20 protein-coding genes are annotated in these 20,973 nt (G+C 63.0%); 11 read left to right on the forward strand and 9 right to left on the reverse strand.

Annotation, left to right across the window (positions count from 1 at the left end; all coding sequences use genetic code 11):
- Positions 1-50 precede the first annotated feature (50 nt).
- Positions 51-215 carry a DUF3309 family protein gene (locus CQ12_RS42160; protein WP_065752791.1) on the forward strand — a complete coding sequence of 55 codons (165 nt, stop codon included), beginning with the start codon at positions 51-53 and terminating at the stop codon, positions 213-215.
- A 98-nt stretch (positions 216-313) separates the two neighbouring features.
- On the opposite strand, the gene ligD is transcribed toward CQ12_RS42160, so the two are convergent.
- Positions 314-2,959: a DNA ligase D gene (gene ligD / locus CQ12_RS12745; RefSeq protein WP_057835731.1), complete on the reverse strand. Its 2,646-nt coding sequence runs from the start codon at positions 2,957-2,959 to the stop codon at positions 314-316.
- A gap of 99 nt (positions 2,960-3,058) precedes the next feature.
- Here ligD and ku point away from each other — a divergent pair, with 99 nt between their 5' ends.
- From ku to CQ12_RS12765, 4 genes are all read left to right on the forward strand, one after another.
- A complete protein-coding gene (gene ku / locus CQ12_RS12750) occupies positions 3,059-3,943 on the forward strand; it encodes a non-homologous end joining protein Ku (RefSeq protein ID WP_057835656.1) in 885 nt (294 codons plus the stop codon).
- Positions 3,944-4,182: 239 nt separating this feature from the next.
- Entirely contained in the window at positions 4,183-5,790 is a 1,608-nt protein-coding gene (locus CQ12_RS12755) for an AMP-binding protein (protein ID WP_057835657.1), read from the forward strand.
- Between the two features lie 185 nt (positions 5,791-5,975).
- Positions 5,976-7,241 carry a DUF2157 domain-containing protein gene (locus CQ12_RS12760; RefSeq protein WP_245309877.1) on the forward strand — a complete coding sequence of 422 codons (1,266 nt, stop codon included), beginning with the start codon at positions 5,976-5,978 and terminating at the stop codon, positions 7,239-7,241.
- A complete protein-coding gene (locus tag CQ12_RS12765) occupies positions 7,238-7,852 on the forward strand; it encodes a GDYXXLXY domain-containing protein (RefSeq protein WP_057835658.1) in 615 nt (204 codons plus the stop codon). Before CQ12_RS12760 ends, CQ12_RS12765 begins: the two co-directional genes overlap by 4 nt.
- Before the next feature lie 41 nt (positions 7,853-7,893).
- Here CQ12_RS12765 and CQ12_RS12770 read toward each other — a convergent pair whose 3' ends face one another.
- The gene (locus tag CQ12_RS12770) at positions 7,894-8,499 is read right to left on the reverse strand and encodes a pyridoxamine 5'-phosphate oxidase family protein (protein ID WP_057835659.1); all 606 of its coding nucleotides are present in this window, start codon (positions 8,497-8,499) and stop codon (positions 7,894-7,896) included.
- Positions 8,500-8,695: 196 nt separating this feature from the next.
- On the opposite strand from CQ12_RS12770, the gene CQ12_RS12775 reads away from it, so the two are divergent.
- Positions 8,696-9,313 carry a glutathione S-transferase family protein gene (locus tag CQ12_RS12775; protein WP_057835660.1) on the forward strand — a complete coding sequence of 206 codons (618 nt, stop codon included), beginning with the start codon at positions 8,696-8,698 and terminating at the stop codon, positions 9,311-9,313.
- A 14-nt stretch (positions 9,314-9,327) separates the two neighbouring features.
- Here the strand turns inward: CQ12_RS12775 and CQ12_RS12780 are convergent, their stop codons facing one another.
- From CQ12_RS12780 to CQ12_RS12805, 6 genes are all read right to left on the reverse strand, one after another.
- Positions 9,328-10,017 carry a response regulator transcription factor gene (locus tag CQ12_RS12780; RefSeq protein ID WP_057835661.1) on the reverse strand — a complete coding sequence of 230 codons (690 nt, stop codon included), beginning with the start codon at positions 10,015-10,017 and terminating at the stop codon, positions 9,328-9,330.
- The gene (locus CQ12_RS12785) at positions 10,014-12,731 is read right to left on the reverse strand and encodes a sensor histidine kinase (RefSeq protein ID WP_057835662.1); all 2,718 of its coding nucleotides are present in this window, start codon (positions 12,729-12,731) and stop codon (positions 10,014-10,016) included. Before CQ12_RS12785 ends, CQ12_RS12780 begins: the two co-directional genes overlap by 4 nt.
- A gap of 41 nt (positions 12,732-12,772) precedes the next feature.
- Positions 12,773-13,375, reverse strand: a complete 603-nt coding sequence (locus CQ12_RS12790) for a K(+)-transporting ATPase subunit C (protein WP_057835663.1) — start codon at positions 13,373-13,375, stop codon at positions 12,773-12,775.
- Positions 13,376-13,485: 110 nt separating this feature from the next.
- Positions 13,486-15,600, reverse strand: coding sequence for a potassium-transporting ATPase subunit KdpB (kdpB, locus tag CQ12_RS12795; RefSeq protein ID WP_057835664.1), 2,115 nt, complete (start codon positions 15,598-15,600; stop codon positions 13,486-13,488).
- 23 nt (positions 15,601-15,623) lie between these two features.
- Complete coding sequence (kdpA, locus tag CQ12_RS12800; protein WP_057835665.1) at positions 15,624-17,327, reverse strand: potassium-transporting ATPase subunit KdpA; 1,704 nt, start codon at positions 17,325-17,327, stop codon at positions 15,624-15,626.
- Between the two features lie 117 nt (positions 17,328-17,444).
- A complete protein-coding gene (locus CQ12_RS12805; RefSeq protein WP_016846764.1) occupies positions 17,445-17,534 on the reverse strand; it encodes a K(+)-transporting ATPase subunit F in 90 nt (29 codons plus the stop codon).
- Positions 17,535-17,883: 349 nt separating this feature from the next.
- On the opposite strand from CQ12_RS12805, the gene CQ12_RS12810 reads away from it, so the two are divergent.
- The 5 genes from CQ12_RS12810 to CQ12_RS12830 all read left to right on the forward strand — a co-directional run bounded on the left by CQ12_RS12810 (position 17,884) and on the right by CQ12_RS12830 (position 20,546).
- Positions 17,884-18,351, forward strand: a complete 468-nt coding sequence (locus CQ12_RS12810) for a hypothetical protein (protein ID WP_057835666.1) — start codon at positions 17,884-17,886, stop codon at positions 18,349-18,351.
- Between the two features lie 188 nt (positions 18,352-18,539).
- On the forward strand, positions 18,540-18,821 hold the full coding sequence (locus tag CQ12_RS12815) for a hypothetical protein (RefSeq protein ID WP_057835733.1): 282 nt from the start codon (positions 18,540-18,542) through the stop codon (positions 18,819-18,821).
- A 5-nt stretch (positions 18,822-18,826) separates the two neighbouring features.
- Complete coding sequence (gene dapA / locus CQ12_RS12820) at positions 18,827-19,726, forward strand: 4-hydroxy-tetrahydrodipicolinate synthase (protein ID WP_057835667.1); 900 nt, start codon at positions 18,827-18,829, stop codon at positions 19,724-19,726.
- 28 nt (positions 19,727-19,754) lie between these two features.
- Entirely contained in the window at positions 19,755-20,198 is a 444-nt protein-coding gene (locus tag CQ12_RS42165; RefSeq protein WP_245309878.1) for a hypothetical protein, read from the forward strand.
- A gap of 144 nt (positions 20,199-20,342) precedes the next feature.
- A complete protein-coding gene (locus CQ12_RS12830) occupies positions 20,343-20,546 on the forward strand; it encodes a hypothetical protein (protein ID WP_057835669.1) in 204 nt (67 codons plus the stop codon).
- A gap of 98 nt (positions 20,547-20,644) precedes the next feature.
- On the opposite strand, the gene CQ12_RS43680 is transcribed toward CQ12_RS12830, so the two are convergent.
- Positions 20,645-20,800 (reverse strand): hypothetical protein, encoded by a 156-nt coding sequence (locus CQ12_RS43680; RefSeq protein WP_157088176.1) that lies wholly within the window; start codon positions 20,798-20,800, stop codon positions 20,645-20,647.
- Positions 20,801-20,973 lie beyond the last annotated feature (173 nt).

Genomic DNA, 20,973 nt, shown 5'->3' on the forward strand with positions numbered 1-20,973 from the left:
CCGTGAAGGGCAGAACATGCAGAACGCCCCTTTGGGCTGAGGAGAGGCTTATGTCTATCGGCACCATCATCCTGATCATTCTCATCATCGCCCTGCTCGGCGGATTCAGCGGCATCGGCGGCGGTCCGTTCTACGGCACCGGATATTACGGTGGCGGCGGATTGGGCCTCGTGATCGTGATCCTGTTGATCCTGTTGTTGCTCGGAAAGCTGTAGATAACGGGCAGAATCGCAGGGTGGGCAAAGGCGCGAAAGCGCCGTGCCCACCTTTCTTGTTGCACGGACAATGGTGGGCACGCTTCGCTTTGCCCACCCTATATCGAGGTCAGTTTCTTCATCGCGGCCTTGATCGAAGCGGCCGCGTCATCATACCCCTCCCACGCTTTCGTCTTGCTCAATAACCCCGGCACGGTGCGCACCGTATACTTCTTCGGGTCGAGATCGCCGCGCACCTGCGTCCACGTCAGCGGCATCGAGACGGTAGCGCCGTCGCGCGCACGCGGCGACAGCACGGCAACCGCGGTCGACATCCGATCGTTGCGCAGATAGTCGAGGAAGATCTTTCCCTTGCGAAGCTTCTTCGACATGTTGAGCAGATAGCGCTCGGGATCATCGTTCGCCATCCACTGGCAGATGCCTTGTGCGAAAGCCTTGGCCTCCTTCCACGTCACCCTATCCCTGGCGCCATGGAGCAGCGGCGTCACCACGTGCAACCCCTTGCCGCCGGTAGTCTTGCAGAAACTTTCGAGGCCGACCGCGGTCAGCCGCTGGCGCATATCTTTCGCCGCTTCGATGACATCGGAAAATTCGACATTGGGCGCCGGATCGAGATCGAACACCAGCCGACCCGGCACATCGGGTTCTCCGGGCGCGCAATTCCAGGGATGCAGCTCCAGCCCGCCGAGCTGCGCCACCGCGGCCAGTCCTTCGATCCGGTCGATCTGCAGATAGGGTTTGCGATCGCCAGAGACCTTCACCAGCTCAAGGAGCTTCGATCCGCCCGGCATGGCGTGACGCTGAAAGAAAGTCTCGCCCTTGATACCGTCGGGCGCGCGCAGCACCGAGCATGGCCGTCCCCTGATATGGCCGATCATCCATTCGCCGACCGCCTCGAAATACTGCGCGAGGTCGAGCTTGGTGACGGACTCGCCGCCGCCGCCGTCAGGCCACAGCGCCTTGTCGGGCTTGGAAATCGCAACGCCCAGCACCTCGGAAGATTTGGCCGACGATTTCATCGATCGCGCCACGGGTGTTACAACCTGGGTCATGGCAGGCCTCTCCGCGCGTACTTCCTTCGCCGGCTTGTCCTGGCGCAGGCCCTTGAACGCGGCCTGCCGGATGTTGCCGCCATCGGTCCAGCCGGCGAACTCGACCTCGGCAATCAGTTCGGGCTTCAGCCAGTGCACATCCCGTGTCTTCTTGGGCGCATCCTTGCCGCCGAACGGGCTCTTGTCCGATGCCGCCGCCTTCAGCGCCGGCATGATGCGGCGGACCGTATCCTGGCCGAAGCCGGTACCGACCATACCGACAAAGACCAGATGGTTGCCGCGATAGACGCCGGCCATCAGCGAACGGAATTTACCGTTGGTCGTCTTCCAGCCGCCGAGCACGACCTCCTGCCCGCCGCGGATCTTTGCCTTGGTCCAGCTCTCGGAACGTCCCGAACGATACGGCGCAGCCAGCTTCTTGGAGACGATACCTTCGAGCGATAGTTTCCTGGCCGACTCCAGCACGGTATCGCCGCGCTCCTCGAAATGATCGACGTAACGGATCAGTCTGTCCTTTCCGTTTCGCCGCTCCTCCAGCAGCCGTTTCAACCGTTCCTTGCGCTCACGCAGCGGCAACTGACGCAAATCCTCACCACTGGCAAACAGCAGATCGAAGGCAAAGAAGATCAGGTCGCCGGTCTTGTTGTCTGCAATCGCGGCCTGCAGGGCGGAAAAACTCGGCACGCCGCTGTGGTCGAGCGCGACGATCTCGCCGTCGATCAGTGCATCGGGCAACGCCCTGGCCGCTCGCGTAATGGCGCCGAACTTCTCGGCCCAATCCAGCCCTTTCCGGGTCAGCAACGCGGCATCACCATCCTCGATCCGCAATTGTACGCGGTAGCCATCGAACTTGACTTCATGGCACCAGCCGTCCGCGTTCGGCGGCTGCTCGACCGAGGCGCAGAGTTGCGGCGCGACGAAATCCGGCATCGCGGAAACTTTCTTCGGTTTTGCGACCTGCGCCGGTGCGCGGGACCTTGTTTCGGCACTGGATCGCAAAGCCGCCGTTCTGCCCCTGGCACGCGCCTCGGCCGCATCGCCACGGTTCGAGTGCCAGACCGCATCGGCTTTGGTCTTGCCCTTGGCCAGCATGAACGGCTTTGGCGCCTTGCCCTTGCCTTCGGCAATCTGCGCCATCGATCGCCCCGAAGCGACGGAACGATCCTCTTCCAGGATGTCGTTGGCCGTGCCTTCGCGTGCGTATTCGTCCCGGTGCTTGATCAGGAGCCAGTTGGTGCGCTTGCCGCCGTAGCGGTCGCCCTTCATTCGCACCAGCACCCAGCTTCCGTGCAGCTTGTCGCCTTGCAGCGTGAATTTCAGATCACCCTTCTTGAAGCCGCGATCGGGATCCTCGGATTCCCAATAACCGCGGTCCCATAGCTGCACGGTGCCGCCGCCATATTCACTGTCTGGAATGGTGCCTTCGAAGTCGCCGTAATCGAGCGGATGATCCTCGACCTCCACGGCAAGCCGCTTGTCGTGCGGATCGAGCGAGGGGCCGCGCGTCACCGCCCAGGACTTGAAGACGCCATCGAACTCCAGCCGCAGGTCGTAATGCAGTCTGGTCGCGTCGTGCTTCTGGATCACAAAACGTCGATGTTTGTCGGGCGCGACCTTGACGTCGCCGGAGGGCTCCGCCGTTTTGCCGAAATCGCGCTTCTTGCGGTACGTGCTGAGTTTCTTCAACGCCACGGCCAAACCTCGACCATCAGGACCGCCCCTGCCACGCAGGAACGAAAACCCATACTAGCCGTTGAAGTTCCCAAACCCAACCCGCGCCCGGAGATTGCAATGGCCCCCCGTGCCTACTGGAAAGGCTCGCTGAAACTATCGTTGGTGTCGTGCCCTGTCGTTCTGTACCCGGCCTCGACATCGGTCGAGAAAACCCGCTTTCACATGATCAACAAGGAGACCGGCAACCGGCTGAAACAGCAGATGATCGATGCCGAGACTGGCGATGTCGTCGAGAGCGACCAGAAGGGCCGCGGCTATGAGCTGAAGAAAGGCCGCTATGTCGAGATCGAAAAGGACGAACTCGAGGCCGTCCAGATCGAGAGCAATCACACCATCGAGATCGACAGTTTTGTGCCACGGGACGAGATCGACAAGCGCTATTACAACCACCCCTACTATCTCGCACCCGACGGCAAGGTTGCGGTGGACGCCTTCGCGGTGATCCGCGACGCCATGAAGGATGAAGACCGGGTGGCGCTGGCGCGCATCGTGCTGACCAACCGCGAGCACGTCATAGCAATCGAGCCGCTCGGCAAGGGACTGCTCGGCACCACGCTGCGCTATCCCTACGAGCTGCGCGACGAGGACGCCTACTTCGAGGACATCAAGACCCCGAAGATCACCAAGGACATGGTCGAACTCGCGGGCCACATCCTGCAGACCAAGGCCGCGCATTTCGATCCTTCGAAATTCAAGGACGAATATGAGGACGCGCTGAAGGCGCTGGTGCGGCGCAAGGCTTCCGGCAAGACAGTCAAGCTACCCGAGCCCGAGGAAAAGCCCGACAACGTCGTTAACCTGATGGATGCGCTCAAGGCGAGCCTGAAGGGCAAGGCGGCGGCGAAACGGCGCGGGCATGGCTCGACCGCGCGGCGAGCGCCCGCGCGACGCACCGCGAAGAAGGCGCACCGATCCGCGGCCCGGCACCGCAAGGCCAGCTAGGCTTCTCCATCGTCATTGCGAGGAGCGAAGCGACGAAGCAATCCATCTCTCCGCGCATGTGGAACGATGGATTGCTTCGCTTCGCTCGCAATGACGGGGTTACCGCCCCGGCTTCTTCCTAACGCTTCGAGTTCTTCAGCCGCTTCCTATCCCGCTTGCATTACGCGAAGCTGGCAGGCATTTTCCTCCCTTGGAACTGACGCCACCGACAACAACGGCGCCGGACCGGGGAGGATTTGATGGCATTGACGAAGTCGCACGTCGCGGGATCAACCACGCCTGCGGTGCGGGAAATGACGTTCGGTGATCTCCTGCGCCGAGCGGCCGAGGCGGCGCCCGATCGTCTGGCGCTGATTGCGGGCGTGCCTGATCCGGCGCTGCGGCGGCAATGGACCTACGCGGAATTCTACCGGGAAGCGCAGCGGACCGCACGCGCGCTGCTGTCGCGTTTCAAGCAGGGTGAGCGCATCGCGGTCTGGGCGCAGAATATTCCGGAATGGATGATGCTCGAGTTCGGCGCGGGGATCGCCGGCATGGTGCTCGTCACCGTCAATCCGGCCTTCCGCGCCCGTGAAGTGGAGTATGTGCTGAAACAGTCGCGCTCGGCCGGCGTCTTTGTCGTCAACGGTTTTCGCGGCAATCCGATGCTGGAGACGGTGCAATCAGTGGCGGCGAACTGCCCCGAGCTGCGCGAGATCATTTGCTTCGACGACTGGGACACCTTCATCGCAGCAGGCGACGATGAACGTATCACGCTGCCGGACGTTACGCCCGACGATCCCGTCATGATCCAGTACACCTCGGGCACGACGGGCTTTCCGAAGGGCGCCCTGCTCCGCCATCGCGGTCTCCTCAACAATGGCGCCGACACCGCCGACCGGATGGGGGTCGATGCCGGCGACGTCTTCGTCACCACGATGCCGCTGTTTCATACCGGCGGCTGCGTCTGCTGTGTGATCGGCGCGGTATCGAAGGCGGCGACCCAGGTGCTGGTCGAAGCCTTCGAGCCCGGGCTGGTGCTGGAAATGCTCGGGACCTATCGCGGCAATGCGATGCTGGGCGTCCCCACCATGCTGGTGGCGATGCTCGAGCACCCGACATTCGCGGCGACCGATCTTTCGGCAGTCAAGGCGATCTGCTCCGGCGGCTCCACCGTGCCGGCCTCGCTGGTGCGGCTATTGGAAGAAAAGCTCGGCGCACCCTTTACGATCGTGTTCGGCCAGACCGAATGCTCCCCGGTCGCGGCGCAAACCCGCACCACCGACAGCGTCGAGGACAAGGCCAACACGATCGGCCTGCCGTTGCCCAATATGGAAACCAAGATCATCGACCCCAACACGGGCGAGACGGTGCCGATCGGCACGATCGGCGAGTTCTGCACCCGCGGCTATCACGTGATGATCGGCTATTTTGAAATGCCCGACGCAACTGCCGCCACGATCGACGCCGACGGCTGGCTGCATACCGGCGATCTCTGCGCCATGGACCCGCGCGGCTATTGCACCGTGGAAGGCCGCCTCAAGGACATGATCATTCGCGGCGGCGAAAACATCTATCCGCGCGAGCTGGAAGAGCTGCTGTTCAAGCATCCCAAGGTCGGCGAAGTCGCCGTGATCGGCCTGCCCCACGAGAAATGGGGCGAAGAGGTTGCAGCCTTCATCCGCCCGGCGCCGGGGGCCGTCATCGACAAGGACGAGATGATCGACTACATGCGCGCCGCGCTCGCCCCGCACAAGACGCCGAAACACTGGTACGTCGTCGACGCCTTTCCGCTGACCGGATCGGGCAAGATCCAGAAATTCAAGCTGCGGGAAGCCTGTACCAAGGGCGAGATGATGGCGATCTGAGAACGACGAAAGGGCGAGGCGCTGTTCCAATGCAGCCGGAACGATGATAGATTGGTCCGGCGATTCAAAAGCTGCCAATGCGGCGGGTGAAATTGATCTTGAAACTGCAAGCGCCGCAAGCCGGCTTCGCGTGCCGCCCGCCTCGACCAGGCCCAGCCGGCCGATGCAGGAGCCGGTAAATCACCATGATGTTTGACCGGGCCTATCGGCAGCGCCTCGACGCCGATCTCGCGCGATGGGAGGCCGATGGCGTGATTTCGCCGGCAGTCGCAGGCGCCATCCGCGTTGCACTTCCGCCCCTCGCCCCCGGCATCAACATCGCTGTGGTGGTGGCGATCGTCGGCGGCCTGCTGATCGCAGCCGCATTCCTGGCTTTCGTCGCGGCGCACTGGATTGAACTGGCGCGGCTGTTGCGTTTGGCAATGCTGTTTGCCGGCGTTCTCGTCGCCCATGGCCTCGGCGCCTGGTTCGCCCGCGCCGGACAGCCGGTGCTCGCCGATCTCTGCGCCAGCGTCGGCGCGATCATTTTCGGCGCCGCGATCGCGCTGGTCGGCCAGATGTATCATTTGGGCGGCGACTTTGCCGGCGGCATGCTGCTGTGGGCGATCGGCGCGCTGGCGGCAGCGGCACTGACCGGCTCGCGCGGCGCGCTCGCGGTGGCGCTTACTGCCGCAACCATCTGGAGCTCGATGCGCACCTTCGAAATCGAAGTTCCGCATTTTGCATTTGCGGCGTTCTGGCTGTTTGCGGGCGGCCTCGCTCTGGCCTGGAATTCGCGCGTGGCGGCGCATCTCGTCGCTGTCGCGGCATTTCCGTGGTGGATTGCTTCTTCGCTTCATCCGCATCTTCATTTCCGGCCGTCGTTCATGCTCGCCAACGGTGCAGCCCTGCTGCTCGGCGGAGGATTGGCGCTTGCCGCTTCAGCCTGGGAGCGCCCAGCTCGCGTCGGAAGCGTCCTGTCGACCTACGGCGCTCTTGCGCTGGCAGGCGCCGCGATCCTGGAAGCGGTCATGGCCAACGAGGCGTTCCGCGGCCACATCGGGTTGGCAAACCAGCCGCTCTGGATCATCTCATGTGGCGTCGCCGGCGTGATCTTCGCCGTTGCCACCGCCACAACGGCACGCCAGATCGGCACGGCCTTCGCCGCGGGCGCGATCGGGCTCGTCCTTGCTGCCGCGGCCGCATGGACGCCTCAGCAATCGAGCGAACCGTGGCTTGCCTATGCCGCCCTGCTCTGCGCCATGCTCTGCCTGGTCGTTTCCGGCATGCTGGACGCAGCCCGTCCGCGGATCGTCGCCGGCTGGCTCGGCATCGCAGGCGTTATCGCGGCCATCACATGGGCCGTGAAGGGTTCGCTCTTGAACCGCTCGATATTCCTCGCCGCAGCCGGCATCGTCGCTGTTGCTCTCGCCTTGATCCTCAATCGTTTCGTGCCGAGAACCCGCGAATGATCACAGGCTCTGTTGCAACTCTCGCTGCACTCTGGTCGCGCATTCCAAAATTCGTGTTGTTCGGTGTTGCCGCGCTGCTTCAGATCGCGCTGCTGGCCGCAATGATCGTCGATCGGATGCAGGTTCTGCGTGACGGTACAGAAGTGACCTTGCAGACCCGTCCTGTCGATCCCAGGGATTTCCTGCGTGGCGACTACGTCGTCCTGGGCTACGACATTACGCAACTGCCGGCAGGCTCGCTTCAGAACCAGCCCTCCGGCGAGCGCCATCCGCTGGTATACGTCAAGCTCACGCCCAATCGCGACGGCGTCCATGAGCCCGTCTCGGTCCATGCCGACCCGGTACCGGTTGCGAGCCCCGAGGTGCTGATCCGTGGCCGCATCGCCTATGGCGCCAGCTGCGGCCCGAAGGCAGACCTCTTCTGCGAAAAACTCACGATTCGCTACAACCTCGAAAGCTATTTCGTTCCCGAGGGCGAAGGCCGGAAGCTCGAAGATCTCCGAAACCAAAACAAACTACTGGTCGTCGCGGCAGTCCTGCCGTCGGGACGCGCCGCCATCAAGCGTCTGCTGCTCGACGGCAAGCCGGTCTACGAGGAGCCCTGGTTCTAGTTCCCTCATCCGTGCCGAAGCGATTTCACGCGCGGTTGCCGCTAGCCCTTGAAGGTCGGCTGGCGCGGATGGATGCAATCCTTGAAGTCCGCAAATCCCTTCCACGCCGGCTCCGGCGCGTCCTGTCCGGCCTGCGGCACATAGATCGACGGCTCGATGGCTCCCATCGTCGGAATATAGCGCGGACAATTCGGAAAGATCGCGCGCGCCGTCACGCGCACGATAAGCTGCGCGCCGACGGTTTCCGCGAGCAGCGGATCGTTGTCGCTCACCCTGGCGCTGCCGTTGACCCGCAAACGTTTCGGCTTGTCATGCATCGCAATGAACAGCAGGCCGACATCGGCATTGACGACGATGTTGCCCAGGCTCTTGAACATGCCGTTGCCGTCATAGTCGGGGAATGCGAGTTCGGACGGCCCGGTGATGCGCACAAAGCCCGGCGCCCCGCCCTTGAACGAGCAATCGGGCCGGCCCTCGGCATCAGCCGTTGCCAAAAAGAAGTACGGCAGGCTTTCGATGTACTGCTTGTCGTCGGCGGTAAACTCCTTGCGCATCAGTTTCTCTTCCAGCCGGTCCGAAATCCGGCGGCTGTCGAACTGATCCTGCAATTGCCGATTACCTTCGTGATACATGACGCTGTCAGCCATGGCGTTGCGTCCTCCTCCGATTCACCCGGGCATGTGTAGTCTACCCGTTGGTCACATCCGGTGAGCATACCATTTTATCGTAAGACCGCATGTGGCAAGCTGACCCGCGTGACAGGCGATACGGATCGTTTGGCGAGCTATCGCAGTCAATTGAAAACCAGTAGATTTATCATCCATTGGCACGGGAGTTCCACCGATGCTGCAGCTTTACGGAAACTCGAAATCGCGCGCGATGCGGTGCCTGTGGATGGTTGAGGAAGTCGGCAGGCCGTATCAGCTGGTAGAAAAAACGACGCGTGCGGACGATCTGCAAACCGCAGAATATCTACGATTGAACCCAAATGCCCGGATTCCGACGCTGGTTGACGGCGATCTAGTGCTCTGGGAGTCGATGGCGATCAATCTCTACCTCGCGCAAAAATATGACGGGTCGATGCACTGCACCAGCCCGGAAGTGCTCGGTCTCGCCGCGCAGTGGAGCTTCTGGGCGATGCTGGAGGTTGAACATCTGCTGCTCAATCTTCTGGAGCATCGCGCGCTGCTGGCAGAGTTTGCGCGTGATGCATCCGCGGTGGAGCGGAACGAATTACTGCTGAAGAAACCTCTGAGCGTGCTGAACGACGCCTTGGCTGGATGCGATTATTTGGCGGGGAACAGCTTTACGGTCGCCGACCTTAACGTCGCGAGCATCCTCGTATGGGGCAAGATGGCGCGACTGGATTTTTCAGCCTACCCGAACCTGACACGATGGCTGAACGCCTGCCTGGCAAGACCTGCCTTTGTGCGCGTGCGCGATCAGGCTCGCCGCAAATAGCCGCCACGATCTGATCAATCCGGCGCCCGCAACCGGTAGCCGATCCCGGTCTCCGTCAGCACGAATTGCGGTCGCTCCGGATCGGCTTCGATCTTCTGGCGGAGCTGACGGACATAGACGCGCAGGTATTGCGCATCGGTCAGTTCGTCCCACAGCTCCTTCAACAGGAAGCGATGGGTCAGCACCTTGCCGGCATGCTGCACCAGGACGCGCAGCAATTCGTACTCCTTCGGCGACAGCTTCACCTCGCGCTCGCCGACCTTGACGATGCGGCGGACCAGATCGACCGAGAGATCGCCGGCGCGAAACACCGGCCGCTCGCCCTGCACCTGCAACTGGTGCCGCAGCGCCGCGCGCATCCGCGCCAGCAGCTCGTCCATCCCGAACGGCTTGGTCAGGTAATCGTCGGCGCCCAGATCGAGCGCCTGCACCTTGCCGGCCTCATCGCCCCGGCTCGACAGCACCACGATCGGCACGCTTTCGTTGCGGCCGCGGATCATGCGCAGCAGTTCGTGGCCCTGAATATCGGGCAGGCCCAGATCGAGGATGATCAGCGCCGGGTTCTCGGCGAGCTTCTCCAGCGCCAGCTTGCCGTTGGAGGCTTCGAGGATGTCGTAACCTTGCGTGCTCAGCCCCATCCGCAGCAGCTTGCGGATCGGCGGCTCGTCGTCGATGACCAAAACCTTGATCGCGGGCGAATTCATGCGGCGGTATCCAGCGCGTTGTCGGCAGCCGGGACCGGCAGCCGAATTGATATCACCGCCCCGCTGCGGTCGCTGCGGTTGGCGGCCGAGATCGTGCCGTGCATCGCCTCGACAAAGCCGCGGGAGATCGCAAGCCCAAGGCCAGTGCCGGGACGGACGTGATCGCCCTTCTCGGCGCGATAGAACTTGTCGAACACGCTTTCGAGTTCTGCAGGCGGAATGCCGTTGCCCTCGTCGAGGATCTGCAGCGAGACGACGCCCTGATCGCGCATTCCCCTGACCGAGATCGTGGTGTCGGCCGGCGCATATTTGGCGGCATTGTCGAGCAGGTTGAACAGCACCTGTTCGAACAGCACGGCGTCGAGCTCCAGCATCGGCAGATTGGGGCCGAGCTCCAGCGATACCTTGTGGTGCACGAGGATTTTTCCGGCCCGCCGCAGCGCGCTGCCGACGATCTCGCCGACGTCATGCCGCGCGGTGTTCGGCACGATGGCGCCGGATTCCAGCTTGGTCATGTCGAGCAGATTGGCGATGAAGCGGTTGAGCCGCTCGGATTCGTCGATCATGGTCGCAAGCAGTTCGTTCTTCTGCGTGTCGTCGAGGCCGGAGCCGAGATCGCGCAGGGTTGAGGCGGCGCCGAGCACGGAGGCCAGCGGCGTCTTCAGATCGTGCGAGATCGAGGTCAACAGCGCGCCGCGCAGCCGGTCGGATTCCACCGTGCGCTTGACCCGGTCCATGTCCTCGACCAGCAGCACGCGCTCGATCGCGAGCGCGCCCTGATCGACCAGCGCATCAAGGAGGCGGCGCTGATCCGGTGTCAGCAACGGCCCGGTGCGGTCGTCATCGATGCCGATGACGCCGATCGCGCCGCGGCCCGTCCGCATCGGCAGGAACAGCCGCTTCGCGCCCGGTAGCGTGTCGGAGCCACGGCCCGCCGGACGGTCATTGCTCCAGGCCCAGTTGGCGGCAGCGAGATCGGCCTGATCGAGCTGGTCCTCCGGCGGATAGCCGGACTTCACGGTGAGCACGCCATCCTCGGTCAGCAGCAGCACCACGCGCACTTTCAGCATCAGCGCGATCTGGTAGGCGGTCGCCCACAGCACGTCGTCCAGCGTCGCGGTGCCGGCCAGCTTGCGGCTGAAGGCGTAGAGCGATTCGGTGGTACGGACCCGGCCGATCGCGGTATCGGCCTGAGACCGCACGCGTGCTGCGACATTGGAAACCAGAATCGCAATCAGCATGAAGAAAAAGAACGCCGCGATATTGGTCGGTTCGGTAATGGTGAAGTTATAGACTGGCGGCAGGAAGAAGAAATTATAGCTTAGCGACGCCGTGACGCTCGCCAGCAGCGATGGCAACAGCCCATAGCGGGCCGCGACGGCGACCACGGCAGTGAGAAACACCAGATCGACGTTCTCGATGCCTCCGAACATGGGCTGGATCAGCGCGGCAGCGGCAAGGCTGATCGCAACGAACAGCAACGCCATCAGATAAGGCCGCGCCTCGAACGGCTCCTGCCGCGCCGCGGTCTGCACCGCCGCTTTCGCAACGCCCTCCTCATCGCCGGCAATGACGTGGACACTGATATTGCCGGAGCGGCGCACCAGATCGTGCACCACGGAACCGCGCGTCAGTTCGAACCACCATGAGCGAGTCGACTTGCCGATGATGATCTGCGTGACGTTATTAGCATGTGCGAAGTGGATGACGTCGTCGGCGATGCGGCGGCCGACGCCGGGAATGGTCAGCGCCTCGCCGCCGAGCGCTTCGGCAAGCCGCATGGTGTCGGCCAGCCGGTCGCGCTGCTCGTCGCTCAGCTGCAGGCTGCGCCGCGTCTCGATGCTGATCGCGGTCCACGGCGCGTGCAGCCGGTCGGCCAGGCGCCTGGTATAGCGCACGAGGCCGGCGGCGCGCGGGTCTTCGCTGACGCAGACCAGGATACGTTCGCCCGCGGCCCAGGGACCGGCGATGGCGTTGGCCTGCATATGGGTGAGCAACTGCTCGTCGACGCGCTCGGCAGTACGCCGCAGCGCCAGTTCGCGCAGCGCGGTCAGGTTGCCCGGCGAAAAATAATGCTCCAGCGCGCGCTCGGCCTGCTTGGGGACATAAACCTTGCCCTCCTTCAGACGCTGGATCAGGTCGTCAGGCGTGAGGTCGATCAGCTCGATGGCGTCGGCGCGGTCGAACACCTTGTCCGGTACCGTCTCACGCACCCGCACATGCGTGATCTGCGCGACCACGTCGTTGAGGCTTTCGATGTGCTGGATGTTGACAGCGGTATAGACGTCGATGCCATGCGACAGCAGCTCCTCGACATCGAGATAACGCTTGGGATGGCGGCTGCCCGGCGCGTTGGTGTGGGCGAGCTCATCAACGAGAGCGATCTGCGGCCGACGCGCGATCAGCGCATCGAGGTCCATCTCCTCGAGCGTCTGCTCCTTGTAGGCAAGCCGCCGGCGCGGCAGCACTTCGAGGCCTTTCAGCAGCGCTTCGGTTTCCGCCCGCCCGTGGGTTTCGACGATCCCTACCACGACATCGGCGCCCGCCTTCTTTTTGGCATGGGCGCTTTGCAGCATCTCGTAGGTCTTGCCGACGCCCGGCGCCGCGCCGACGAAAATCTTCAGCCGGCCCGCGCGGCTGTCCTCGCGCCGGGCTGCCTCCAGCAAAGCCTCCGGCGAAGGACGTTGTTCGGGGTCGCGGCGGGTTTGGACCATGCGGCAATATAGTCCTCACCCGCCGGTGAGCCTAGCTGGTCTCATTTGGAAGCCTCGTCCAATGCCAGATTCAACGCCAATACGTTAACGCGCGGTTCGCCGAGCAATCCTGCCATGCGGCCCTGGGTGTGCTCCATGACCAGTTCACGGACACGTGCTTCCGGCAGGTTACGAGCCTTGGCGACCCGCGGCACCTGGAATAGCGCGCCCTCGGGCGAGATATCGGGATCGAGCCCGCTGCCGGACGTCGTGACGAGATCGACCGGCACAGGCACGGACGGGTTTTCAGTCTTCAGCTTCTCGACGTCTTCCTTGATCCGGTCAGCCAGCGCCTTGCTGGTCGGACCGAGGTTGGAGCCGCCGGAATTGGCGGCGTTATAGGGCGCGGGCACGGTCTTGCTCGGATCGGCCGGGTCCGGCGCCGAGGTCGCGGAGAGGCGGCCATGGAAATATTTGTCGTCCTTGAATTCTTGGCCGATCAGGGCCGAGCCGATCACCTTGCCGTCCTTCTCGATCAGGCTACCTTGCGCCTGCTTCGGGAAGATCACGCCGGCGATCGCGGTCATGGCGAGCGGATAGGCAAGGCCCGTGATGGCGGTGAGCAGCAGCAGGACCAGGATGGCGGGGCGGATTTCTCTGAGCATTGGTGGTCTCCATTAGTTCGTCATTGCGAGGAGCGAAGCGACGAAGCAATCCATTCTGTGTGTGCGGCGATATGGATTACTTCGCTGCGCTCGCAATGACGGTTAAGGCGTCAAGCCAGCCCCAAGGCCGAGACGACGAGATCGATGGCCTTGATGCCGATGAAGGGAACGATGATTCCGCCGAGGCCGTAAATCAGCAGGTTACGGCGCAGCAGCGCGCCTGCCCCGACCGCGCGATAGGCAACGCCTTTCAGCGCCAGCGGGATCAGCGCAATGATGATCAACGCGTTGAAGATGATCGCCGACAGGATGGCGCTCTGCGGGCTCGAAAGCTGCATGATGTTGAGCACCTCGAGCTGCGGATAGAACGCCAGGAACATCGCCGGGATGATCGCAAAATACTTGGCGACGTCGTTGGCGATCGAGAACGTGGTGAGCGCGCCGCGGGTCATCAGGAGCTGCTTGCCGATCTCGACCACCTCGATCAGCTTGGTCGGGTTGGAGTCGAGGTCGACCATGTTGCCGGCCTCGCGTGCGGCCTGCGTTCCCGTGTTCATGGCGACGCCGACGTCAGCCTGCGCGAGCGCGGGCGCGTCGTTGGTGCCATCGCCGCACATCGCCACCAGCTTGCCCTTGGCCTGCTCGTCGCGGATCAGCTTCAGCTTGTCCTCCGGGGTCGCCTGCGCCAGGAAATCGTCGACGCCGGCTTCAGCCGCGATCGCGGCCGCCGTCATCGGATTGTCGCCGGTGATCATCACGGTGCGGATGCCCATGCGGCGCAATTCGGCAAAGCGCTCACGGATGCCGCCCTTGACGATATCCTTGAGGTGAATGACGCCCAGCAGCCGGCCATCCTTTGCGACCGCCAGCGGCGTGCCACCTTCCTTCGAGATCTCATCGGAAATGGCCTGCAGCTCGCGGGCCGCATCGGTGTTGACGTTCGCCTGGATGGCGCGAACGGCATTACCGCTGGCCACTGCCTGCGCCGTGCCGCCGTTGACATAGTTCAGGATCGCGTCCACCGCGCCCTTGCGGACCGAAGACGAGCCGGCATCGATGCCGCTCATCCGGGTCTGTGCGGTGAACGGCACAAAGGTCGCGTTGAGTTCGTGCATTTCGCGGCCGCGGATACCGTATTTTTCCTTGGCCAGCACAACGATGGATCGTCCCTCCGGGGTTTCGTCGGCCAGCGAAGCAAGTTGCGCGGCATCCGCAAGATCCTGCTCGCTGACACCGCGGATCGGGCGGAATGCGGTCGCCTGACGGTTGCCGAGCGTGATCGTGCCGGTCTTGTCCAAGAGCAGCGTATCGACATCGCCGGCGGCCTCAACGGCTCGGCCGGACATTGCGAGCACGTTGAAGCGCACCAGGCGATCCATGCCGGCGATACCGATCGCCGACAATAGCGCGCCGATCGTAGTCGGGATCAGCGTGACAAACAGCGCCACCAGCACCACGACCGAGATCGCACCGCCGGCATAAGCCGCATAGCTCGGGATCGTTACGGTGGCGAACACGAAGATGATGGTGAGACCCGCCAGCAGGATGTTGAGCGCGATCTCGTTCGGCGTCTTCTGCCGCTCGGCGCCCTCCACCAGCTTGATCATGCGGTCGATGAAGGTCGAGCCCTGGGCTGCCGTGATGCGGACGCGGATCCAGTCGGACAGCACCTGCGTGCCGCCGGTCACCGCCGAGCGGTCGCCGCCGGATTCCCGGATCACGGGTGCGGATTCACCGGTTATGGCGGCTTCGTTGACCGAGGCGACGCCTTCGATCACCTCGCCGTCGGAAGGAATATTGTCGCCGGCCTCGACCAGGACGATGTCGCCAACCTTGAGCGCGGTGCCGGGGACGAGACGGAAGTTTCGCCCGGAACCTTCGAGCAGTTTCGCCTGGCTCTCGGTGCGGGTCTTCTTCAGCGATTCCGCCTGCGCCTTGCCGCGGCCTTCGGCCACCGCTTCGGCGAAATTGGCGAACAGCACCGTGAACCACAGCCACAGGATGATCTGGAAGGTGAACGCGAGATTGGCGCCGCCGGTCACGAGGTCGCGAATGAAGATGACGGTGGTGAGCGCGGCCACGATTTCGACCACGAACATCACCGGGCTTTTCACCATCAGTCGCGGATCGAGCTTGACGAAGGACGACTTGATCGCAGGCAGGAGGATTTTCGCGTCGAGCATGGTCGACGCCTTTACCTTCTTCTGCAGTTTCACGGTTTCCATGGATGTCACTCCGGTCAGTTCGATCAGAACAAGGTGTTGGCGTTCATCGAGAGATGCTCGACGATCGGTCCGAGCGCCAGCGCCGGGAAGAAGGTGAGTCCGCCGATGATGAGGATCACGCCGACGACGAGGCCGACGAACAAGCCGCCGGTGGTCGGGAACGTGCCGGCGGACGGCGGCACCGATTTCTTCCCGGCAAGCGAGCCCGCGATCGCCATCGCCGGCACGATCATGAAGAAGCGGCCAACGAACATCGAACTCGCCAGCGTGAGGTTGTAGAAGAAGGTGTTGCCGGTCAGGCCGCCAAAGGCCGAACCGTTATTGCCGGTCGCCGAGGTGAAGGCGTACAGCACCTCGGTGAAGCCGTGCGGGCCGGCATTGGCCATCGAGGCCACCGCCGAGGGCAGCACCACGGCGACCGCGGTCCAGCCGAGATACATCAAGGGCAGCACCAGGATCGCAAGCATGGCCATCTTGACCTCGCGCGCCTCGATCTTCTTGCCGACATATTCCGGCGTGCGGCCGACCATCAGGCCAGCGACGAAAATCGCCAGCACGACGAACAGCAGCATGCCGTACATGCCAGCGCCGACGCCGCCGACGATGATCTCGCCGAGTTGCATATTGATCAGCGGAATCATGCCGCCGAGCGCCGTGAAGCTGTCATGCATCGCATTGACCGCGCCGCAGGAGGCCGCCGTGGTGATGACCGCAAACAGCGAGGAGGCGACGATCCCGAAGCGGACCTCCTTGCCCTCCATGTTGCCCCCGGTCAGGCCGAGCGAGGCAAGCGTCGAGGTACCGTTGGCTTCGGCCCAGTAGGTGATGGCGACGCCTGCAACAAAGAGCACACCCATCACGGCGAGGATGGCCCAGCCCTGGCGTTCGTTACCTACCATGCGGCCGAACACGTTGGTCAGCGCGGCACCGAGCGCGAAGATCGAGATCATCTGCACGAAGTTCGACAGCGCGGTCGGGTTCTCGAAGGGATGCGCAGCGTTGGCATTGAAGAAGCCGCCGCCATTGGTGCCGAGCATCTTGATCGCGACCTGCGAAGCGACGGGACCGACTGCGATGGTTTGCTTGGCGCCTTCCAGTGTCGTCGCGTCGACATAGGCACCGAGCGTTTGCGGCATGCCCTGCCAGACCAGGAACAGCGTGTAGACAATGCAGATCGGCAACAGCACATAGAGGGTGCAGCGCGTCACATCGACCCAGAAATTGCCGATGGTGCGCATCGAGGAACGCGAGAAGCCGCGGATCAGCGCCACCGCGAGCGCGATGCCGGTCGCCGCCGACAAGAAGTTCTGATGGGTCAGGCCGACCATCTGGACCAGATAGGACAGCGTGCTTTCGCCGCCGTAGTTCTGCCAGTTGGTGTTGGTGATGAAGGAGATCGCGGTGTTGAACGACAGGTCTTCCGCGACGGCGGACTGTCCTGCCGGATTGAACGGCAACAATCCCTGCAGCCGCATCAGGCCGTAGATGATCAGGAAGCCGCCAACATGAAACAGCAGCATCGAGACCGTATAGGTCAGCCAATGCTGCTCACGCCTCTCGTCGACGCCGGAGATCCAGTAGAGGCCGCGCTCCACGGGACGCAGCACCGGTGACAGGAAGGTCGCCTCGCCGTTGAACACCCGCGTCATGTACCAGCCGAGCGGTTTGACGAGCGCGACAACGATCGCGCAGTACAGGATGATTTGAAACCAGCCGATGACAGTCATTGTCGGAAACCCCTTCAGAATTTTCTTGCGGGCAGCAGCAGATGCACGAGCGCGAGCAGGAGCGCCGATGTGACGACAAACGCCAGCATGACTTCCACCAGCGTGATCATGGCGCGCTCAGAACCGCTCGGGGCGAAGCAAGGCGTAAGTCAGGTAAAACAGCAGACCGAGCGAGACGAGGCCGGCGAGCGAATAATCGAAGATCATGGCACGCTCCTCTAGAGTCGTTCGCAGGCGTAGGCGTAGCCGATGCCCGCCACGAAGAAGCCGAGGGCGAGCGCCAGCATGACGATGTCCATCATGGGATGTTCCTATGCGACGTAGATCGTCGGCCGAACGAACGGCCGGTATATTCGATGTTCGTGAGGTGCCACCGGCCGCATAGGTTTTCGAGACGGGAGGGGCGGCGACGTTATAGGAATCTCATAAGGACGGCCAATTGCTTTATGAAATCCCTATTTCTCCGTCCCTCACCTCCTCTCGTTTTCAAATGGCGATCTGACCAATTTCGCCGGCGCGGCTATCGCATCAGCCGCGCCAAAAGAGAGATACGGCCATGTCGATTCTCCTCGAGCAAATCCGCCCTGCCACGCTCGGCGACCGGCTTCGCGATGCCTACAGCGTCACGGCCGAGTTTTTATCTGACATCATCAGCGAGACCTGCCGGCGTTTTCCCTCTGGGCAAGTAAACGCCAGAACCGCCCGTATCGAGCGGCTGATCCAGTCGCAGGCCTGGACCGACGCGGCGCTGGCGCTGATCGATCTGGAATTGCCGCAATGGCAGATTCGCCGCCTCGCCTATGACGATGGTGAATGGTACTGCGCGCTGTCGCAGCAGCGCGAATTGCCTGACTGGCTCGATCAGTCGGTCGAAGCCCGCCACGCCGACCTGGCGCTGGCGATCCTGAGCGCGTTCGTTGAGGCCCAGCGCGTCAGCGCGCCGTCGAGCCGGACCAGCGTGCCGAACGCACCGCTGCCCGCGGACACCTTCTACCAGCCGATCTACAGCGACAATTTCGCCTGAGGCGGGCCCTCGAGCAACATTGGTCGAACCTGCCGGGTTGGCTGCGATCGGGCTCGGCTGACCGTTCATCGAAAGCGATCGCGATCCTATGCAACGCTTATGAGATGGCCCGCGCACTCCGCTCGAATTCATATCCGGCCGCAAAGATATTCAAGGCCACCTACCCGTCTCGTGAAGGGAATACCAACATGAAACTCGTCGAACCTCCATCGTGTATCGCGGCGTCAACCATCGTCTTCATTGGCCGAAACCGGCGCGGCCAGTGGGTCGCCCAGGAGCAGAACGGCCTCTATGGCGGCCTGTTCGTCAACCGCGCCCAGGCAATGAAATACGCACTGTTCGAGAACGGACATCACCCGGAAACGATCGTCGAACTGTCGCGCGAGATCGAACTCGACATGCATGGCAGCCTCAGCCCCGCCAGCCGGTTAGCCTCCGGTAACCCTACCGAGTTCAGCCGAACCTTCTGATCCCCATGATCTCGCTGGCAACCCCGACAAGCTGGCTCGCCGGCTACATCGCCGATCTTCCGACCCCGTTCGACGAGGATGACGAACCCGATCTCGACGCGTTCGCGGCGCTGTGCGAACGCCAGATCGATGCCGGCGCTTCGGCGATCGTCGTCGGCGAGACCGCCGGTGAGATGTCGACGCTGACGGCGGCGGAGAGGCTTCGCCTCATTTGCTGCGCTGTCGAGACCGCGCAGGGCCGCGCCCGCATCATTGCGGGCGCCGGCTCCAATTCGACCGATCGGGCGATCGAATTGACGATGCGTGCCGAGCGCGCCGGCGCGGATGCCGTGCTGTCGGTGGTGCCCTACTACAACAAGCCGATGCAGGAGGGCATGGTCGCGCACTTCCGCGCCATCGCCGCCTCCACCGCGCTGCCGGTGATCCTGCACGACATTCCGGCGCGAACCGTCCGCTCGCTGGCGGACGAGACCATTGCCCTTCTGGCCCAGTCCAGGAAGTTCGCAGGCTTGAGGGATGCGACGGGTGACGCATCCCGTCCATCGCGCTTGCGTTTACTGGTGCCCGCCAGCTTTCGACTGCTGTCCGGGGACGACCGCACCGCCTTCGGCTTCATCGCCGGTGGCGGCGATGGCTGCATTTCGCCGGTCTCCAATATTTCACCGGACATGTGCCGGACCATCTTTTCGAACTTGCGGCAGGACCGGCTGCAATCAGCACGGCGATTGCAAAGGCGCCTCGACGGACTGGCGACTTGCCTGTCGAACGACGTTCCGTCTGCCCTGAAATATGCGCTGAGCCTGCTCGGGCTGATGCATCCCAAAACCCGTTTACCGATCGTCGAACTGGATGAAGCGGCCAAAGCGCAGGTGGCGCGGGCGCTTGCCGACTTCGCCGCCGAATAGCCGATCGGGGCCGCGCAGGCCTGACGTCATGCTGCACTATCGGTCCCCGTACACAAACCTCGGCCCCGGCGCTGCAATAGGCAAGGAAAGACCGATTGCGCAGCATGAGAGAAAACTACGCGCATGGCATCTTGCGATCCTGCGTTTCGCCGTAACCATCGATGACACCGACCGCTTCACCATCCTGGCGATTGCGCAGGAACTGGACCGATGTGGCCGACAAGAACACGAGAGCGAATTCCGCTTTTTCAGGAGAACCAGTGCCGAGCTCTGCCTGGCAATCTTCCAGCATGACGAGACCGCATCTGCGGTCTTGCGCCACTATCTCGCGCAGATCGACGAGCCACGACTGAAGCAGGCTTTCGCTGCGGCCCTTGGCATGCCGGAAGCAGACACGGCGCCAGTAAGGCGGCGCCCGAAACCGGATCAAGATCTGTTCAGGGGTTTGCCATCCCGCAAAGCACAGGCTTAGCGCGCGGCAGGATGAACTCCACCCCGCTTATAATTCTCCTATGCGACAGAGCCGTCGAGCCTCTCGCATTCCTACGGCGTCGCGATACATCATCGGTCCAACCGCGCAGCATTTGCTGCGGCGACGCAAAAAGGAATTCCAGATATGTCGATGCTGACGCATCACTTCGACGGCTCGCTTCGTTCCGCGGATCGCAAAAGCGGGATCAAGATCATTACGGCCAAGCTGCGCTTGCCGACCATTAAAGGGCTCTGCCTGGGCACGCTTGCAATCGTTTCAGCCGGAGGGTTGGTAGCCGGGCTAATCGCGCTAAGGACGGCAATCTATTTGTCGCGTTTGCACTATTAGGACCGACGCGGCGAAAACGGTGGGAGTTGAACCCGCGTTGGATGAAGCAGCCAAGCGCCGCGGTCGAAGCCGCGGCGCGTTTCTGACGAAGGCCTGGGTCAACCCTCGCCGTGCTTTGCCCGCCACGCCGGTCCTGGACCGCGCATGTAATAGGCTTCCGGGCGATAAGCCCTGATCGGCTCGTTGCCGAACCATGTCAGCAAGCGGGCCAGTGCGCGCAACAGCGCGGCCGATATGGATGAAGATTTTCGCATGTCAGAGATCCCATTTCCCGCCGAGGTGCAGCGGCTGACGCGGAAACCGGTCGCCATAAGCTTCCACGTCACGTTGGCGCGACCGGTTCACACGAGTCGCTGCGTGCAGCCGCAGTTCGTTGCGAAGCCGTCGGATCTTTGCGACGGCGATCGCGCGGTGGATCGTCCTCAGC

This window comes from Bradyrhizobium jicamae (assembly GCF_001440395.1).
GTDB classification, from domain to species: Bacteria; Pseudomonadota; Alphaproteobacteria; order Rhizobiales; family Xanthobacteraceae; genus Bradyrhizobium; species Bradyrhizobium jicamae.

Bases quoted from the DNA above. Each gene is read 5' to 3' on its own strand.
- CQ12_RS42160 (WP_065752791.1), top strand. From the start codon at position 51: ATGTCTATCGGCACCATCATCCTGATCATTCTCATCATCGCCCTGCTC.
- ku (WP_057835656.1), top strand. From the start codon at position 3,059: ATGGCCCCCCGTGCCTACTGGAAAGGCTCGCTGAAACTATCGTTGGTG.
- CQ12_RS12755 (WP_057835657.1), top strand. From the start codon at position 4,183: ATGGCATTGACGAAGTCGCACGTCGCGGGATCAACCACGCCTGCGGTG.
- CQ12_RS12760 (WP_245309877.1), top strand. From the start codon at position 5,976: ATGATGTTTGACCGGGCCTATCGGCAGCGCCTCGACGCCGATCTCGCG.
- CQ12_RS12765 (WP_057835658.1), top strand. From the start codon at position 7,238: ATGATCACAGGCTCTGTTGCAACTCTCGCTGCACTCTGGTCGCGCATT.
- CQ12_RS12770 (WP_057835659.1), bottom strand. From the start codon at position 8,499: ATGGCTGACAGCGTCATGTATCACGAAGGTAATCGGCAATTGCAGGAT.
- CQ12_RS12775 (WP_057835660.1), top strand. From the start codon at position 8,696: ATGCTGCAGCTTTACGGAAACTCGAAATCGCGCGCGATGCGGTGCCTG.
- CQ12_RS12780 (WP_057835661.1), bottom strand. From the start codon at position 10,017: ATGAATTCGCCCGCGATCAAGGTTTTGGTCATCGACGACGAGCCGCCG.
- CQ12_RS12785 (WP_057835662.1), bottom strand. From the start codon at position 12,731: ATGGTCCAAACCCGCCGCGACCCCGAACAACGTCCTTCGCCGGAGGCT.
- CQ12_RS12790 (WP_057835663.1), bottom strand. From the start codon at position 13,375: ATGCTCAGAGAAATCCGCCCCGCCATCCTGGTCCTGCTGCTGCTCACC.
- kdpB (WP_057835664.1), bottom strand. From the start codon at position 15,600: ATGGAAACCGTGAAACTGCAGAAGAAGGTAAAGGCGTCGACCATGCTC.
- kdpA (WP_057835665.1), bottom strand. From the start codon at position 17,327: ATGACTGTCATCGGCTGGTTTCAAATCATCCTGTACTGCGCGATCGTT.
- CQ12_RS12805 (WP_016846764.1), bottom strand. From the start codon at position 17,534: ATGATCTTCGATTATTCGCTCGCCGGCCTCGTCTCGCTCGGTCTGCTG.
- CQ12_RS12810 (WP_057835666.1), top strand. From the start codon at position 17,884: ATGTCGATTCTCCTCGAGCAAATCCGCCCTGCCACGCTCGGCGACCGG.
- CQ12_RS12815 (WP_057835733.1), top strand. From the start codon at position 18,540: ATGAAACTCGTCGAACCTCCATCGTGTATCGCGGCGTCAACCATCGTC.
- dapA (WP_057835667.1), top strand. From the start codon at position 18,827: ATGATCTCGCTGGCAACCCCGACAAGCTGGCTCGCCGGCTACATCGCC.
- CQ12_RS42165 (WP_245309878.1), top strand. From the start codon at position 19,755: ATGCTGCACTATCGGTCCCCGTACACAAACCTCGGCCCCGGCGCTGCA.
- CQ12_RS12830 (WP_057835669.1), top strand. From the start codon at position 20,343: ATGTCGATGCTGACGCATCACTTCGACGGCTCGCTTCGTTCCGCGGAT.
- CQ12_RS43680 (WP_157088176.1), bottom strand. From the start codon at position 20,800: ATGCGAAAATCTTCATCCATATCGGCCGCGCTGTTGCGCGCACTGGCC.